Consider the following 16,299-nt stretch of genomic DNA (forward strand, 5'->3'; position numbering starts at 1 on the left):
GCACGCACTGCCGCCGTCGCGGGGCGGTTGAACCGGGCGCAGGCCGAGCTGGTCGACATCGCCGCCGAGCTCATCACCGACCGGCACTGGGGTGACGGCGGGTCGAAGACCCCCGAGCACTACCTGGTGGTGCGGGCGGGGTTGTCGCCGGCGCACGCCAAGGACGTGGTGGCGGTCGCGCGCCGCCGGGCCGAGCTGGTCGACGCCGCGTCCGCGTTGGATGCGGGTGAGCTGTCGTTGGACCAGGTCGCGGTCATCGCCCACGGCGTCCCGGCCGGCTACCAGGCCTCGGTCACCGCGTTGGCCCGGGAGGCGACGGTGCCGCAGCTGCGCCGGGCCGTGTCCCGGCATGCGTTCCCCGCCGCCGCCGTCGCCGAGGAGGCAGGTGGGGGCGCGGCTGCCGAGGCGGCCGAGTCCTCGCCCGACGACTCGACCGCAGACTCGGGTGTCGACCCGCGTGCGGAGGTGGAGCGTGCGCAGGAGGCTGCTCGGCAGTCGGTGGCCGAGCAGCGGGCGTGCGCCAGGCCCGAGCTGTCGATGAGCTACGACGCGGACGGCCGGTTCCAGCTGCGGTACTCCGCCCCGGCCACCATCGGCGCCCTGGTCGAGCAGGCGGTCAAGGAAGCCAAAGACGCGCTGTTCACCCGTCGCCGCGATGATGCCGCAGTCACGCGTGTGGAAGAGCGGCATGCGGGGTTGCCGACGTACGCCGATGCGTTGGAGGAGATGGCCACCCGCTCCCTCGCCTCGGTGACCTCGACCAGCCGGGCAGCGCACTACCGGGTCTACCTGCACCTGGACACGGGCGGCGCCTGGGTGAGCGGTGGGCACGCGATCCCGCTGAGGCTGCTCGGCCGGTTCATCTCCGACGGTGTGGTCCAGCCCGTCTGGGAGACCGACGGCACCCCCGTGTCGGTCGGCCGGGCGATGCGGATCCTGCCCGAACGCACCCGACGCCTCATCGCCGACCGCGACCGCGGCTGCCGGTTCCCCGGCTGCACCACCACCGCCTTCACCGAGATCCACCACCTGCACACGTGGGCCGACGGTGGGAGCACGGACATCGCCAACCAGGTCTCCTTGTGCACCGCCCACCACGACGGCATCGACCGCGGCGACCACACCATCACCGGCGACCCCAACACCCCCGACGGACTCGTCGTCACCAACCGCCACGGCCTGACCATCAGACCACCCCGACCAGCCGACACCGCCCCACCACCCGGCGGCGACCCCCAACCACCGCCCGGCACCTCCCAGCCACCCAGCGGCGGACCCATCACCTGGACCGACATCGAGGTCCCACCCGACAGCCACCTCGGTCAGCGACGCCTCACCGTGGTGCCACCAGCCGATCCGGCACCCAAAGTCCCGCAAGGCCTCTACTCCGAACCTGAACCGGAACCCGAACCAGCCTCCGTCTCCTGGCTCGACGACCCCGCCAACCCCGACCGCGGACTCATCCGCGTCCTCTGAGCCCCAAGGCCCGCGCTTGCGCTGGCATGACTGGGCGGGCCCGAGCGAACCCGCCACCCGCAGGCGCGTCGCATGGGAACCTGACCGTGTCTCCTCTCCGTCACAGAGGAGTCGAGCAGTCCGGCCCTGGGGGAGGCGGCATGAGGCGCAAACGGGTGGTCGCAACCCTGGGCGCCCTCGTGGTGGTCGCCGCCCTCGGCATGCTGGCGTCGTCCGCGGGGTTCCCGCCGGGGTCACGTGTGCGCATCGAGCTGTTCGAGCTCCCCGGGCCGAGCGGCGCACCGGTCGGGCCGGTCCGTGACGGCCTCCTCGTCGACCAGCTGGTCGAGGCGGACCCCTCTCACTGGGCAGGGTCGTTCGCCGATGGCCACAGCCTCGTGGCGACCTACGTCGGCGTCGACCAGGCCACCGCTCGGCGTGCGCTGACCGATGCGGGGGTGTCGTCGGCCGTCCGGCTGGAGGCGCGGTCCGTCAGCCGCGCGGACGCCGACGCGGTCCGCGACCTCATCCAGGGGAGCGGGCTGTGGGGAAGCCGCATCTCCGGCCTGGGCTTCGACCCCTACCGCTGCGTGGTGGAGGTCGAGGCGCGCAGGCCCAGCCTCGAGCTGGTGCGCCGCCTGGAGGAGGTCACGTCCGGGAGCGACGTGCCGGTCCGCATCCACTGGCAGCTCCACGCGCCGCGCGCTGTCTGACGACACCAGGCCGCGACCGGTCCGGCCCGGCCCGTCTAGTGGGGGAACGACGTCCGGGCGGGGCGTTCGAGGTCGTCGCGGTGGTTGCGGATGAGGTCGAGGTTGCGGTCGCGCAGGTGGTCGAACCCCTGCCCGATGTTGGATCCCGGCGTCAGGGACGCGAGCGCCGTTGCGGGGTCGAGCCGGGCCGAGACCCATCCCTCGTGCGACGCGGCCTTGGCGACGATGTGGCCGACGGGTGTGACGATGTGGGAGTTGCCGAAGTAGAGGACCCCAGCCGCATCGACCCCGGTGGCGTTGGCGCCGACGACGAACACGTGGTTGTCGTAGGCCCGCGCGCGAGAGGTCAGCTCCCAGATGTCGGCCGAGCGCAGCAGCGCCGACGGCCGCAGGATCACCTCGGCGCCCTGGACCGCCTGGATCCTGGAGAGCTCGGGGTAGTCGCCGTCGAAGCAGATGATCATGCCGATGCGCCCGAGGTCGGTGTCGACCACGGTCACCGTGTCGCCGGGGGTCACCCAGCCGCCGCCGTCGACGTGCTCGGTGCAGAACGGGTGGGTCTTGCGGTAGACGCCGACCACCTCGCCGCGGGGGTCGATGAGCACCGAGGCGTTGTGGACGACGCCGCGCTCGGGGCCGCGCTCGTACGTGCCGAGGCAGACATGGACACCGAGGTCACGGGCGACCTGCTGCACGGGCTCGGTGACGGGGCCCGGGATCTCCGAGACCAGGTCCCAGAGCTCCTCGGTCGAGCAGTCGGGCGTGAACCCGGTCGTCGCCGTCTCCGGCAGGACCACGAGCTCGGCCCCGGTGGCGTCGACGCACCGTCGGGTGAGGTCGACGCACTTGTCGAGGTTCTTGCGGACGACCTCCGGTGACAGCGGTCCCTGGACCGGCGCCAGCTGCACGGCCGCCGCGGTGAATGCGCGCATCAGCGTCGCCTCCCTAGGTTCCACCCGACGATAACCCCGGCGAGGGCCACAGCCCCACCGGTGAGCACGCCGTACGCCCAGCTGCGGTCCGGACCGCGCCCGGCCCCGGCCCTGCCCAGCTGGGCAGCGGGCGTCGCGGCCACTCCCGCATAGACGGGTGCCCCTGCGGGGGCGCCGGGTGCTCGGGTGAGCACGGGCGACTCGATGGGTACGGGGCGCACGCCGGCGATGTCCGCGTCCACGGACGCGAAGAACTGGGCTGCCATCTTGCGGGTGGCTCCCGCCAACATGCGCTGGCCGACCCCGCCGATCACACCACCGACGGCCGCGTCGGCGTCGTAGGCGAGGTCGGTGCCCCCCGCCGCAGCCGGGCTGAGGCGTACGACCACGTCCGCGTCCACCGTGCCCGGCGCCCCGGAGCCGGTGGCCTTCATGGTGAACTGGCCCGGCGGTCGGGGGTCCTGCAGCGCGACCTTGCCGTCGTACGTGCCCTTGATCGCCGCGACCCCGGCAGTGACGGTCATGGCGTACTCGTCCTGGCCCACCTGCGTGAGGGACTCGCACCCCGGCAGGCACCGAGCGAGGACGGCGGGGTCGTGGAACGCGTCCCAGACCTGCTCGGGCGTGGAGGTCAGGGTGGCCGTGCCGGAGATCTTCATCGGGGCTTCCTCGTCGTCGCGTCGTGGTTGCGCAGGGAAGGGATCTCGCCGGCCTCGTGGCGTCGGCGCAGCTCCCACAGCTCCACGGGGGAGATGGGCATCGAGGTGATCGCGAAGCCCTCGGCGTCGGAGATGGCCGAGGCGATGACCGCGCTCACCGGTATGCAGCCCGCTTCGCCGGCGCCCTTGATCCCCAAGGGGTTCAGCGGCGACGGCGTCTCGAGGTGGTCGGTCTCGATGTGTGGGACCTCGGAGGCGTAGGGCATCAGGAAGTCCATGAACGAGGCGTTGAGCAGCTGGCCCGACTCGTCGTAGACCATCCGCTCGTAGAGCGCGCCGCCGACTCCCTGCGCGACCCCGCCGTGCACCTGGCCCTCGACGATCATCGGGTTGATCATGGGGCCGCAGTCGTGGACCACGCAGTAGCGCAGGATGCGGATCTCGGCCGTCACCGGGTCGGTCTCCACGATGGCGGCGTGCATGCCGTTGGCGAACGTCGCCTGCGTCGGGGAGTAGAAGTCGCGGCCCTCCAGCCCCGGCTCGTCGTCCTCGGCGACCGGGGGGCGGTCGGGGTCGTTGCCGTGGGCGAACTGCGTGGCCGCCTGGGCCGCCTCGTCGAACGCGTAGCGCAGCGGGTTGGACATGACCGACACGGTGCCGAGCGACATCTGGGTGTCGGGGGCGCCCTTGACGCGGACGACGCCGTCGACGATCTCGAGGTCGTCGGCAGCCACCTCCAGAGCGTCGGCGGCGATGCGCAGCGCCTTGGCTCTCACCTGTCGTGCCGCGAGGGCGATCGCGTTGCCACTCATCACCGCCGCTCGCGACGCGAAAGTACCCACGGCGTAGGGCATCCGGCGGGTGTCACCGGTGGTGACGAAGACGTCCTCGATGGGGACGCCCAGCTCCTGCGCGACCACCTGGGCGAAGGCCGTCTCGTGGCCCTGGCCCTGCGACGTGAGCCCTGTCGAGACATTGACGCGGCCGCTGGTCTCGACCTGGATGTGGCCGCCCTCGTAGGGTCCCACCCCGGTGCCCTCGACGTAGCACCCGATCCCGAGCCCCACCCTGCGCCCGGCAGCCTCGGCCTCCATGCGGTACTGCGCGAAGTCGTCCCAGCCCACGAGGGCCTTGAGCTTCTCGAGCGTCGCGGGGAAGTCCCCCGAGTCGTACTTCAGCGGTCGCCCGTCCTGGAACAGCAGCCCGTGGTCGTAGGGCATGTCCGCCGGGAGGATGAAGTTGCGCGCACGCACTTCGGTGCGGTCGAGCCCGAGCTCGTCGGCGATGGCGTCCATCGTCCGCTCCATCGCGAAGCAGCCCTGCGGCCGGCCGGCGCCGCGGTACGGCGTGACGAGGACGGTGTTGGTGTAGAGCGACCAGAACTCGCAGCGGTAGGCCCCCGGCTTGTAGGGCCCGAGCAGCTGTGTGGAGGTGATGATCGGGACGATGATCCCGTACGGCGTGTAGGCGCCGTTGTCGTGCCAGAACCTCACGTCGAGGGCCAAGAGCCGCCCGTCGTCGTCGAAGCCGACCCGCACCTGCTGGAGCTGCCCGCGCTCGTGCGCCGAGGAGATGAAGTGCTCGCGACGGTCCTCGACCCACTTGACCTCCGTGCCGAGCGTCTTGGCGACCCAGGGGACGAGCACCTCCTCGGGCCACGGGTGGTTGATCTTCACCCCGAACCCGCCGCCGACGTCGGGGGCGATGCACTCGACCTTCGCCAGCGGCATACCGAGCTTGGCGGCCACCGCGGCGCGCACACCGGTGGAGGTCTGGGTCGAGGAGTAGATGCGCAGCTCGTCGCGGTCGGCGTCCCAGCGGGCGTAGACCCCCTTGCCCTCCAACGGCATGCAGGCGCTGCGTTCGATGGCGAGGTCGAGGTCGAGCACGTGGGGGGACGCCGCCAGCGCGGCCTCGACGTCACCGACCTCCTGGAGCATGTGGGCGGCGACGTTGCCGGGGACGTCCTCGTGCACGAGCAGGTCGCCCGTGCGGGCGGCCTCGAGGCCGACGACGGGCGGCAGCGGCTGGTAGTCGACGCGGATGCGGGCACAGGCGTCCTCGGCGAGGTAGCGGTCGCGGGCCACCACCATGACCACGGGCTCGCCGACGTGGTTGACCTCGTCCTTGGCCAGGGCGTACTGGGTGCGGCCGTGGGTCAGGGTGGGGTGCGGGATCAGCAGGGGGAGGGGCTCACCGACGCGGCCAGGGAGGTCCTCGTGGGTGTAGATCGCGACGAGGCCGTCGACGTCGAGGGCGTCCGTGACGTCGATGTCGACGACCTTGGCGTGGGCGTGGGGGCTGCGGACAAAGGCTGCAGCCAGGGCGCCACGACCCAGGTCGTCGAGGTAGCGGCCGCCGCCGGTCACCAGGCGCGGGTCCTCGCGGCGACGGATGGGCGCCCCGAACATCTGGGTGGTCACGCGGTGCTCCCGGCCGCCGGGCCCTCGGATGCGGATGCTTCTGCCTTGATCTCGGCGGCGCGCAGGACAGACTTGACGATGTTCTGGTAGCCGGTGCAGCGGCACAGGTTGCCCGAGATCGCCTCGCGCGCCTCGTCGGCCGTCGGGTCAGGGTGGTCCTCGAGGTAGGCGGTCACCGTGGTGACGAAGCCCGGGGTGCAGAAGCCGCACTGGAGCCCGTGGCACTCGGTGAACGCCTGCTGCACCGGTCCCATGGCCTCGACCGTCCCGAGCCCCTCGACGGTGGCGACCCGGTGGGCCTGGGCCGTCACGGCGAACATCAGGCAGGACCGCACGGGGGCGCCGTCGACGAGCACCGTGCACGCTCCGCAGACACCGTGCTCGCACCCGACATGGGTTCCGGTGAGCCCGACGTCGTGGCGGAGGAAGTCCGACAGCAGCCGGCGCGCCGGCACCCGGGCGTGGCGGGGAACGTCGTTGACCGTGACCGTCACGTCGAGCAGCACCTCGGGCACCGGTTCGCTCATGCGGCTGAGTCTCCTTGTGCGGCAACGGCATCCGTGGCGGCCTCGGCGAGCACGAGGTGGGCGAGCTGCGTGGCCAGCATCGCGCGGTACTCGGCCGTCGCATGGATGTCGTCCTCCGGCGCGAGGTGCTCGCGGACGAGGTCGTCGCAGGCCGACCAGTCGATTTCTCCTGGCGCCTGCCCGCGGCACGCCTCCGTCACGTCGAGGATGCCGGGCACGTCGGTGACGGAGACGAACGACAGCCGGGCCGAGGACACGACACCGTCCTCGACGGCGACCGCGGCGGCCACCCCGGCGAGCGCGTAGTCGCCGTGGCGACGAGCGCGCTCGGCAAAGGCCGTCCCCGTGGTGGCGCCGAACAGGGGGAAGCGGACGCCGACCGCCAGCTCGTCCGGCTCCAACGCCGTCTCCATGGGGCCGAGGAAGAAGTCGTGGCAAGGGATCTCGCGCGCCCCCCGGGCACTTGCCACCTCCACCACGCCACCGGTGAGGGCGAGGACCGCCGGCATCTCCCCGGCCGGGTCGGCGTGGACGATGGAGCCGACCGTCGTGCCGCGGTTGCGGATCACGGGGTGGGCCACGTGCCGCACCACGCGGCGCAGCAGCGGCGACGCGCCGTACACCACCTGGTCGTGCTCGAGCCGTGCGTGCCGGACCAGGGCACCCACCCGTACCGCGTCCGCGGTCACCGTCAGGTCGTCGAGCCCGCTGACGGCGTTGACGTCGACGAGGTGGGCCGGCGACGCGAGCCGCATGTTGAGGATGGGGATCAGGCTCTGACCGCCCGCAAGCACCTTGCCGTCGTGCCCGACCCGCGCAAGCACCTCCACGGCCTCCTCGACGGTGCGAGGCGCGTGGTGCACGAACGGTGCCGGCTTCACGAGCGGCCGTCCCGCGTCCCCTCCGTGCGCGACGCGTCCCGGTCTCCGACCCGGTCTCCGGCCTGGTAGAGGTCGTCGACGTCGCTCTCGCCGTAGGTGTCGCGCCCGAGCACGATGCCGGCGCCGCCGGGGCGGTTCGCACGGTCGCGCAGCTCGCGCGGGGCCACCGCCTTGGCCAGGTGGTAGCCGCCCACCGCGACGATGGTGCCGAGGGCGATGCCGCTCAGGGAGAAGTTGTCGGTGAACTTGATGGCGACGTTGCCGATGCCCATGATGATGCCGGCGGCCAGGGGCACGAGGTTGATCGGGTTGCCGAAGTCGACCCCGTTCTCCTTCCAGATCTTGGCGCCGAGCAGGCCGATCATGCCGTAGAGGACCACGGTGATCCCGCCGAGGACGCCGCCCGGCACCGAGGCGACCAGCGCACCGAACTTGGGGGAGAGGCCGAACAGGACGGCCACGAGTGCGGCGACGTAGTAGGCGGCTGTCGAGTAGACGCGTGTGGCCGCCATGACTCCGATGTTCTCGGCGTAGGTCGTGGTCGGGGAACCGCCGACCGAGGAGGCGAGGGCGGTGCCGATGCCGTCGGCGGCGATGGCGCGGCCCATGTAGGGGTCGAGGTTGTGGCCGGTCATCTCGGCGACGGCCTTGACGTGCCCGGTGTTCTCGGCGATCAGCGCGATGACGGCGGGGAGCACCAGCAGGATCGCCGTCATCGAGAACGACGGGGTGTGCCACCCGACGACCTCCTTGCCGTCGGCAGCGATCGTCGTCTGCGACGGGAAGCCGAACCACGCGGCCTCCTTGACGGCCCCGAAGCTCGTGCGGAAGTGCTCGAACGGGGTGGCGACGCAGTACGTGCCGGCCGCCTGGCAGGCCTTGCCGGCACCGTCGAGGAGGTTCTGCCCGGGCAGGGCGCTGGTGAGCTGGCCCGCGGTCTTGTCGAGGACCCACGACAGGACCGTGCCGAAGATGAGCGCGAGGAAGACGGCGATGCGGCCGATGAACCCGCGGAAGGCGACCGCGCAGACGATGGTGAAGACCATGACGAGCAGGGCGACCCACTGGTCCTGCGGCCAGTAGATCCCGGCGACGACGGGCGCGAGGTTGAAGCCGATGAGCATGACGACCGCGCCGGTCACCGAGGCCGGCAGCACGCGGTGGAGCAGGCCGGAGCCCAGGAAGTGGATGAGGATGCCGACCGCGGCGAGCACCAGGCCCGCGACGAGGATCGCGCCGGTGACCTCCTTGGAGTCCCCGCCCTGGGCGCGGATCGCCGCGACACCGCCGACGAACGACGCGGACGTGCCGAGGTAGCTCGGCACCCGTCCGGAGACGATGAGCAGGAACACGATCGTCGCGATGCCGCTCATCATGATCGCGAGCTGCGGGTTGAGGCCCATGACGATCGGGAAGACGAAGGTCGCCCCGAACATCGCCACGACGTGCTGGGCGCCGAGCCCGACCGTCTTGCCCCAGCTCAGGCGTTCGTCCGGCGCGACGACGTCGTCCGGTCCGGCGAGGTTGCCGTCGCCGTGCAGCTTCCAGCCCAGTGCCATGAGGACTCCTTGTCGACAGCCGCGCGGCGGCGAGACCCTTGCGAACCCTTCAGATCCTTCCGGACCCCCGTCGCCGGGGATAGGCGCAAACTACTGGGACCGGCAGGTCCCGCGTTGGGCAATTGTTGCTATCAGATGCCACGCATCTGGTGGACCTCGATGGCGATGGCGTGGCGGCTCACGGGGCGTCGAGGCGTGGCGGCGTCGGGGCGTCGCACCCGCGCCCAGTGATCACAGTGAGCGCTCGGGACTCCTCCACCGCCTCAGCACCCGCGCCGAGTGATCACAGTGACCTGCAGGGACCCCTGCGCCGCGTCACGCCAGCCCCCAGTGATCACAGTGACCGGTGCCGTCGCGCCGTGGGCCGGCTCAGCCGCGGCCGGGGAAGTGCCCGCGCCAGCCGTCGCTGGTCCGGACGACCAGGCCGCGCTGCCGCAGGGCGACCGCGACCCGGTCGACCGTGGCGCCTGGTGTGCCGAAGACATCCACTGACAGGGCGACGAGCAGGCGCCACCCGCGCCCGTCCAGGTCCTCCCGCCTCCGCACGTCCCTGACCCACTGTCGTGAGTCCTCGGAGTGCTGGCGTCCGTCGTACTCGAGTGCGAGCTTCACCTGCGGCCAGCTCAGGTCGAAGCGGTAGGTCCAGCCGCCGTTCTCGTCGCGGAGGACGTGGTTGACCACGGGTTCGGGGAGACCGGCGAGGACCACGAGCAGTCGCAACCGGGTCTCCATCGGCGAGTCCACACCGCTGCGCACGAGAGCCGCCGCGCGACGGGCCAGGGCTGCCCGCGGTCCACGGTGCTGCCGCGCCTGCTCGACCAACAGTTCTGGAGTGGTGCGTCGGGCGCGCACGAGCGAGTCACCGAGGACCACGAGGTCGACCAGGTCCAACCTCGTCGCCAGGTCCAGGAACGTGCGCTCCGGCCCGGTGACCGGGAGCCCCCGCAGCCTCAGGGCCGGCGGCATGCGTCGCGCCCTGCGCGCCTCGAGCTCGGGACGGCGTATCGGGCGGGCGTAGGGCACGGTGACCTGCACCCGGGACCGCGACGGGACGACGCCACCCCACAGCCGTGCGGCGGTCTCGTGGCTGAACACCGCGCCCTGCGGCAGGACGAGGAGCGCGGCAGCGCACCGCATACGCAGGGTGTCGTCCACGCAGTCCTGGACGTGGACGCCGCGGAGCACGCGCCGGAACCGTGGTCCGCGGAGGGTGCTCCGCGGCACCGGAGACCGTGACGTCTCGAACGGTGTCGCCTCTGGGGTCGCGGGAGCCACCACCCGAGGGTGGACCAGGTGGGACAGGCCCGTCGCCGTTGTCCACAGGCCCTGGGCTGCTCACTGTGATCAGCTGGGGCTGTCGACGGGACGTGGACGGCTCCTGCACTGCTCACTGTGATCAATGGGGGCTGTTGGCGACACGGTCCCAGGGACGGGAGTGTTCACAGTGACCAGCCCCGTCACCGCACCCACCGAGCTGCTGTCAGATGCCACGCATCTGGTGGACCTTGAGGGCGAGGGCCAGCTTGAGTCGCAGCTGCGGGTCGGAGGTGAACGGCCCGAGCATCCGTTCGAGCTTGGCGATCCGGTAGCGCAGCGTGTTGTAGTGGAAGAACAGGGTGCGCGCGGTCTCGGCGACGTTGAGGTTGGTGTCGAGGAGCACGCTGAGCGTCTGGCGCAGGTCGGCGTGATCGGGGACGTCGTCGGTGGCGAGCGGGCCCAGCGACTCCTCGACGAAGCGGCGCAGGTCCGCGCTGTCGGGGATGAGCGAGAGCAGCCGGAAGATGCCCAGCCCGTCGAAGTGGGTCAGGGCCGAGGCGCCGTGCAGCTGCCGCCCCACGCTGACGGCGCTGAGGGCCTCCTCGTAGGCGGCGCGCAGGTCCGCGACGGAGTCGATGGGTCGTGACACACCGGTCGAGAACGTCCGCCGACCGCCGCCACCGTCACCGCGGACCACGCGTACGACGTCGCCTACCGACCGCATGACCTCGTCGGTGTCCCAGTCGGCGGGTACGGCGTGCAGGGCCACGACCTCCTGGCTGAACCCCACGACCGCCGCCCGCGGGTCCCGCACGCCGACGGCCTGGATCCACGCGCGCGCGAACCGCTGCTGGAGGGACGCGACCTCCTCGGGCGCCCGGGTGGTGCGGCTGTCGTCCTCGTCGGTCTCGGCGACCACGACCACGAGCCGCCGGTCGAGGTCCCACCCGAGCGCGCTGGCGTGGGCGACGGCGTCCGCGGGTGTCCCGGCGCGTCCGGACAGGGCGTCCCGGAGGAACTCCGCGCGGTACTTGCCCTCCACCGCCGACACGGCCTGCTCCTTGGTGATGGCCAGTGCGGCCACCGTCGCTGCGCGCTCGAGCAGGTGCACGTCGTCGGACGTGAGGTCGCGGTCGACGAACGCCACGAGCAGCCCGTGGTCGAGCTGGCCCGCGACGATCCGGACGAGGGCGCGACCTGCGTTGCCGGTCCGGGGGTCGCGGATGCCCACGGGCTCGTGCTCGGTGATGAGGCGCCCGGTGCGGTCGAAGCAGTCGAGGGCCAGCGCGGCCGCCAGGTCGTCCTCGGCGCCGGCGCTCGCGACGAGCCGCCCGTCGGTGGTCGTCACCATGGTGGCGCCCCCGAGGAAGCCGGCGAGCCGCTGGCAGAGGTCCTGGAGGCCGCCGCCCGCGAGCACCACCCCGACGAGGATCTGGTGCGCCTCGTCGACGCGCTCGAGGATCTCGGCCTGCTGGTCGAGCAGCGCGCCGAGGACCTCGGTCACGACACGCTCGGCGCTCGGGGCTGCGGTCAGCACGACCGGGGTGCCGACCTGCTCCCCGAACGCCTGCCACCCAGATGCCCCCGCGCCGCCTCCACGCGTGACGACGAGCGCAGCAGCGGTACGCAGCGCAGCCACCGCAGCGGGGGAGCCGAGGTCCCGTGGGGTGACCGCGGAGGGGTCCACGCACAGGAGCTGGTGGTCGAGGCGGAGGTCCTGCACGGGTGCCGCGTTGGTGGGCGAGGCGTCGAGCAGGCGCGCCCGGGTGACGACCCGAGCCGCACTGGCCGAGGACCCTGTGATGGAGTCCGCCGTGTCCACGGGGTGCAGGGCGCCGTCGCGCAGCGAGGGCAGCTCGAGCAGCCGCTCGAGGGGCAGCCCGGTCACGAGCTCGCGGGCCTTGAGCGCGCTCGACGGAGGGCTCGCGGCGGCTGTCAACTCCGCGTCACGGACGCCCGCATCGTTGGCAACATTCACCATGAGGGGACTGTAACCGCACTGGGTAGCGTCGCACCGTCGGTCCCACCAGCCCGAGCCAGACTCTTGCACCGGAGGTCCTGTGGCGCAGCGCGAGCGGTCGTGGCCGGCGGCTGCCTCGTCGCGAGCCACTTCCGCGCTCGCCGGTCCACGCAGGGCCGCCACGGTGCTCGCCGCGCTCCCGCACGCTCTCTACCTGCGGTGCCACGACGGCTCGGTGCTCCCGGTGGTCACGGGCTCGGGCCTTCGCCTGCCGACCGCCCTCGTGCTCGCCTCGCCGGAGTCGCCGCACGGCTGGGACGTCCAACCCGGCGACCCCGTGTGGGTGGGGGACGGCGAGGTCCGGCTGCCCCGGGCGACGGTGCGTGCCGTGCGGACCTGGGCGCCGGTGCCCTTCGGCGCAGCCCTGGCCCCGCCCGAGGCGGTGTCCTTGGTCGCCGACGGCGCGAGCGGGCAGTGGCAGGGCGTGGCCCTGTCGCTCGCCCGCGTGGCCCTGCGTGGTGACGACGTCACGGACGCTGTTGCCGGCCTCGTGGGGAACGGCCCTGGCCTGACCCCGAGCGGCGACGACGTCCTGTGTGGCCTCCTGCTCGGCCTGCAGCCCGTGGCCCCCGCCCGGGACCGCGTGTGGGCGGCTGTCGCGCTGCGGCTCGGCGCCACGACGAGCCTGTCCGCCGTACTCCTCGGCGAGTCCGCTGCCGGGTATGCCGTGCCGGCCGTCCTGCGGCTCGGCTCGGCGCTGGTGGGTGGCTCAGCCGGGTACACCGACGACGCGCAGGTGCGTCGCGCCGTCCGGGAGGTCGTGGCCATCGGGCACTCGTCCGGCGCCGACCTGCTCGCCGGGCTCGCCGCGGCCCTCCGGGCCCTCGCCGAGCCCGTGCGACGGTGTCCCCCCGCCGCCGTGGGGGTGCCCGCATGAGCGACCACGTCGAGCTGCGCTCGGGTGTCTACGTCGACTCCGTCGGCCTCATGCAGGTCTCGCGGCAGGTCGCCACGACGCCCGGCGTGCAGGCCGCGCAGGTTGCGATGGCGACCGACCTCAACGTCGAGGTGCTCACCGGCATGGGTTTCACCGTGCCCGGGCACGCGACCCCCAACGACCTCCTCGTGGCGCTGCGCGCCGACGGCGAGGAGGGCATCGCTGCGGGCCTGGCCGCCGTGGAGGCGGCGTTCGCTGCCCTCCGTCCGGCCGACGGAAGGGCCGGCGGCGCAGGCGGCGCGGGAGCGACGTTCGGGCAGGTGCCGTCACCGCGCACCCTGGGGCGGGCGGTCGCCGCCGTCGACGCCAACCTCGCGCTGGTGTCGGTCCCCGGGCGCCACGCCGCGGTCGAGGCGTTCGACGCGGTCGACCGGGGCGTGAGCGTGATGGTGTTCTCCGACAACGTCCCCGTCGAGGACGAGGTGCGCCTCAAGGACGCGGCCGCTGCCCGCGACGTGCTCGTCATGGGTCCCGACTGCGGCACGGCGGTGGTCGGCGGGGTGGCCCTCGGGTTCGCGAACGTGGTCGCCCGCGGCCCTGTGGGCATCGTCGCCGCCTCGGGCACGGGCGCCCAGCAGGTCATGGCCCTGCTCGACGCGGCCGGCGTCGGCACCAGCCACTGCCTCGGCGTCGGCGGCCGCGACCTGTCAGCGGCTGTGGCGGGCCGGTCGACCCGCCAGGCCCTGGCCGCCCTCGACGCCGACCCGGGCACGAAGGCCGTCCTCGTGGTCTCCAAACCGCCGGCTCCGGAGGTCCTCACCGCCCTCGAGGGGTATGCCGCGGGGTTGGCCACTCCGGTCCACTGGGCCACCCTCGGCGCCGGGCGCCCCGACCTCACCGAGGCCGTGGAGGCGCTGCTCGTGGCCACGGGCAACGCCGTACCGGGGTGGCCGCGCTGGGCGCCGCCGGTCGACGGACACGGCCCTGGCCCAAGCGCCGCGCTGCCGCGAGGACGCCACCTGCGCGGGCTCTTCTGCGGCGGCACGCTGGCCGACGAGGCGATGCTGGTCGCCTCGAGCGAGCTCGGCGGCATCCGGTCCAACATCCCGCTGTCGCCCGAGCTGGCGCTGGGACCCGACCTGGCCGCGGACGGCCACACCGTGGTCGACTTCGGCGACGACACGCTGACGCGGGGCCGTGCCCACCCGATGATCGACCCCTCGCTGCGCCTCGAACGCATCGCCGCCGAGGCCCTCGACCCGTCCTGCGGGGTGCTGCTGCTCGACCTGGTGCTCGGGTACGGCGCGCACCCCGACCCCGGCCCCCAGCTGGCTGCGGCGGTGAGCAGGGCGCGTGCGGCCGCGCGGGCCGGCGGGCGCGACCTCCCCGTCGTGGTCTCGCTGACCGGCACCCGCGGCGACCCCCAGGGGCTGGACAAGACGGCTGATGCGCTGGCGGCCGCCGGCGCCGTCGTCCACCTCTCCAACGCCGCCGCGACGCGGGAGGCACTGGCCCTGCTGGCCGCCGGCCGTGAGGAGCAACCATGACCACGCCGTTGCACGGGCTCCTCGAGCAGGACCCGGTCGTCGCCACGGCCGGGGCGGGGATGTTCGCAGAGGCCCTGAGGGAGCAGGCGGTCGTGGTCAGCGAGGCCGACTGGCGCCCGCCGCCGGAGGAGTCCGTCGAGGCACTGGGTCGGGTCCTGGCAGACCGGCGCAGGGCCGAGGCGAACACCCTTGCGCTGCAACGCATGACCGCGGCCGGTGCCGACCTGGTCGACGTGCGTCCCGCGCGAGAGGCGCTCGGCCTGGAGCGAGGGACGTTCCTGCACGCCGGGCCGCCGATCGAGTGGGAGCGCGCGTCCGGGCCCCTGCGGGGGGCGCTCGTCGGCGCGGTCCTGCTCGAGGGGCTGGCCGACACCTCGGAGGAGGCGGAGCAGCAGCTCGCGGCCGGCGTGCACGCGCTCGAGCCCTGCCACCACCGCGACGCCGTGGGCCCGATGGCCGGCGTCGTCTCGCCGTCGATGTGGGTCTACGAGCTGCGCGACGAGGTGCACGACCACACGTCCTGGTGCTCGCTCAACGAGGGCCTCGGCAAGGTTCTTCGCTACGGCGCCTACGGCCCGGGGGTCATCGAGCGGCTGCACTGGATGAACACCGTGCTCGGACCCCTGCTCCAGGAGGCCGTGCGGGCGCGGGGACCGGTCGACATCAAGGCGGTCATCGCCCAGATGCTCCAGATGGGCGACGAGGGCCACAACCGCAACCGCGCAGGCTCCCTCATGCTCCTGCGCGAGCTGCTCCCGACCCTGATCACCGCCGACGGCTCCTCGGCCGACATCGCCGAGGCGGTGCGGTTCTCCGGGGCCAACGAGCACTTCTTCCTCAACCTCGGGATGCCTGCGTGCAAGCTGTCGACCATGGCCGCCGAGGGCATCCCCGGCTCGACCGTGGTGACGACCATGGCCCGCAACGGCACCGACTTCGGCATCCGGACGGCCGGCACGGGCGACCGCTGGTTCACCGGCCCGGCCAACACCCCGGAGGGCCTGTTCCTCGGCTCGTACGGCCCCGACGACGCCAACCCCGACATCGGCGACAGCGCCATCACCGAGACCGCGGGCATCGGCGGGTTCGCCATGGCTGCGGCCCCGGCCATCGTGAAGTTCGTCGGTGGCGACGTCCCGTTCGCGCTGCAGGCCACACAGACGATGTACGAGATCACCGTCGGCGAGCACACGGCCTACCAGGTGCCGATCCTCGAGTTCCGGGGCACGCCCACCGGCATCGACGTCGCCGCGGTGGTCCGGACCGGCATCCTGCCGCAGATCAACACCGGCATGGCCGGCCGGGTCGCGGGGACGGGCCAGGTCGGGGCCGGGCTGGTGAACCCGCCCGCGGAGTGCTTCACCGCGGCCCTCGAGGCGCTCGCCGAGCAGCCCGAGGCCTGAGGGCCCGCGGCGGCGGTATGGCGCTCGGGCGGGCGTGGCAGGATAC

12 protein-coding genes are annotated in these 16,299 nt (G+C 73.0%); 4 read left to right on the forward strand and 8 right to left on the reverse strand.

What is annotated here, in order from left to right; translation table 11 throughout:
• Window positions 1-1,616: 1,616 nt before the first annotated feature.
• On the forward strand, window positions 1,617-2,168 hold the full coding sequence (locus ASG70_RS03390) for a hypothetical protein (protein ID WP_156399800.1): 552 nt from the start codon (window positions 1,617-1,619) through the stop codon (window positions 2,166-2,168).
• A gap of 35 nt (window positions 2,169-2,203) precedes the next feature.
• Here ASG70_RS03390 and ASG70_RS03395 read toward each other — a convergent pair whose 3' ends face one another.
• From ASG70_RS03395 to ASG70_RS03430, 8 genes are all read right to left on the reverse strand, one after another.
• Window positions 2,204-3,100 carry a carbon-nitrogen hydrolase family protein gene (locus ASG70_RS03395; RefSeq protein ID WP_056882441.1) on the reverse strand — a complete coding sequence of 299 codons (897 nt, stop codon included), beginning with the start codon at window positions 3,098-3,100 and terminating at the stop codon, window positions 2,204-2,206.
• The gene (locus tag ASG70_RS03400) at window positions 3,100-3,759 is read right to left on the reverse strand and encodes a carbon monoxide dehydrogenase subunit G (protein WP_056882442.1); all 660 of its coding nucleotides are present in this window, start codon (window positions 3,757-3,759) and stop codon (window positions 3,100-3,102) included. Before ASG70_RS03400 ends, ASG70_RS03395 begins: the two co-directional genes overlap by 1 nt.
• Entirely contained in the window at window positions 3,756-6,182 is a 2,427-nt protein-coding gene (gene cutA, locus ASG70_RS03405; RefSeq protein WP_056882443.1) for an aerobic carbon-monoxide dehydrogenase large subunit, read from the reverse strand. The genes ASG70_RS03400 and cutA overlap by 4 nt, the downstream gene beginning before the upstream one ends.
• Window positions 6,179-6,709 (reverse strand): (2Fe-2S)-binding protein, encoded by a 531-nt coding sequence (locus tag ASG70_RS03410; protein ID WP_056882444.1) that lies wholly within the window; start codon window positions 6,707-6,709, stop codon window positions 6,179-6,181. The genes cutA and ASG70_RS03410 overlap by 4 nt, the downstream gene beginning before the upstream one ends.
• On the reverse strand, window positions 6,706-7,590 hold the full coding sequence (locus tag ASG70_RS03415; RefSeq protein WP_056882445.1) for a xanthine dehydrogenase family protein subunit M: 885 nt from the start codon (window positions 7,588-7,590) through the stop codon (window positions 6,706-6,708). The genes ASG70_RS03410 and ASG70_RS03415 overlap by 4 nt, the downstream gene beginning before the upstream one ends.
• Window positions 7,587-9,149 carry a uracil-xanthine permease family protein gene (locus ASG70_RS03420; RefSeq protein WP_056882446.1) on the reverse strand — a complete coding sequence of 521 codons (1,563 nt, stop codon included), beginning with the start codon at window positions 9,147-9,149 and terminating at the stop codon, window positions 7,587-7,589. The genes ASG70_RS03415 and ASG70_RS03420 overlap by 4 nt, the downstream gene beginning before the upstream one ends.
• Before the next feature lie 369 nt (window positions 9,150-9,518).
• The gene (locus ASG70_RS03425) at window positions 9,519-10,334 is read right to left on the reverse strand and encodes a hypothetical protein (RefSeq protein WP_235531320.1); all 816 of its coding nucleotides are present in this window, start codon (window positions 10,332-10,334) and stop codon (window positions 9,519-9,521) included.
• 295 nt (window positions 10,335-10,629) lie between these two features.
• Window positions 10,630-12,387, reverse strand: coding sequence for a CdaR family transcriptional regulator (locus ASG70_RS03430; protein ID WP_082590035.1), 1,758 nt, complete (start codon window positions 12,385-12,387; stop codon window positions 10,630-10,632).
• 163 nt (window positions 12,388-12,550) lie between these two features.
• Between ASG70_RS03430 and ASG70_RS03435 the strand changes: the two genes are divergently transcribed.
• From ASG70_RS03435 to ASG70_RS03445, 3 genes are read left to right on the forward strand one after another with little or no spacing between them, the layout of a single operon-like run.
• Window positions 12,551-13,303 (forward strand): DUF2877 domain-containing protein, encoded by a 753-nt coding sequence (locus tag ASG70_RS03435; protein ID WP_162253886.1) that lies wholly within the window; start codon window positions 12,551-12,553, stop codon window positions 13,301-13,303.
• On the forward strand, window positions 13,300-14,850 hold the full coding sequence (locus tag ASG70_RS03440; RefSeq protein WP_056882448.1) for an FdrA family protein: 1,551 nt from the start codon (window positions 13,300-13,302) through the stop codon (window positions 14,848-14,850). Before ASG70_RS03435 ends, ASG70_RS03440 begins: the two co-directional genes overlap by 4 nt.
• Complete coding sequence (locus ASG70_RS03445; protein WP_056882449.1) at window positions 14,847-16,253, forward strand: DUF1116 domain-containing protein; 1,407 nt, start codon at window positions 14,847-14,849, stop codon at window positions 16,251-16,253. Before ASG70_RS03440 ends, ASG70_RS03445 begins: the two co-directional genes overlap by 4 nt.
• Window positions 16,254-16,299 lie beyond the last annotated feature (46 nt).

The sequence above is a fragment of the Phycicoccus sp. Soil748 genome (assembly GCF_001428025.1).
In the GTDB taxonomy this organism is placed as follows: domain Bacteria; phylum Actinomycetota; class Actinomycetes; order Actinomycetales; family Dermatophilaceae; genus Pedococcus.

Excerpts from the sequence above, each read along its gene's own strand:
- ASG70_RS03400 (WP_056882442.1), bottom strand. The coding sequence starts at position 3,759 with ATGAAGATCTCCGGCACGGCCACCCTGACCTCCACGCCCGAGCAGGTC.
- ASG70_RS03390 (WP_156399800.1), top strand. The coding sequence starts at position 1,617 with ATGAGGCGCAAACGGGTGGTCGCAACCCTGGGCGCCCTCGTGGTGGTC.
- ASG70_RS03430 (WP_082590035.1), bottom strand. The coding sequence starts at position 12,387 with ATGGTGAATGTTGCCAACGATGCGGGCGTCCGTGACGCGGAGTTGACA.
- ASG70_RS03395 (WP_056882441.1), bottom strand. The coding sequence starts at position 3,100 with ATGCGCGCATTCACCGCGGCGGCCGTGCAGCTGGCGCCGGTCCAGGGA.
- ASG70_RS03420 (WP_056882446.1), bottom strand. The coding sequence starts at position 9,149 with ATGGCACTGGGCTGGAAGCTGCACGGCGACGGCAACCTCGCCGGACCG.
- ASG70_RS03440 (WP_056882448.1), top strand. The coding sequence starts at position 13,300 with ATGAGCGACCACGTCGAGCTGCGCTCGGGTGTCTACGTCGACTCCGTC.
- ASG70_RS03410 (WP_056882444.1), bottom strand. The coding sequence starts at position 6,709 with ATGAGCGAACCGGTGCCCGAGGTGCTGCTCGACGTGACGGTCACGGTC.
- ASG70_RS03445 (WP_056882449.1), top strand. The coding sequence starts at position 14,847 with ATGACCACGCCGTTGCACGGGCTCCTCGAGCAGGACCCGGTCGTCGCC.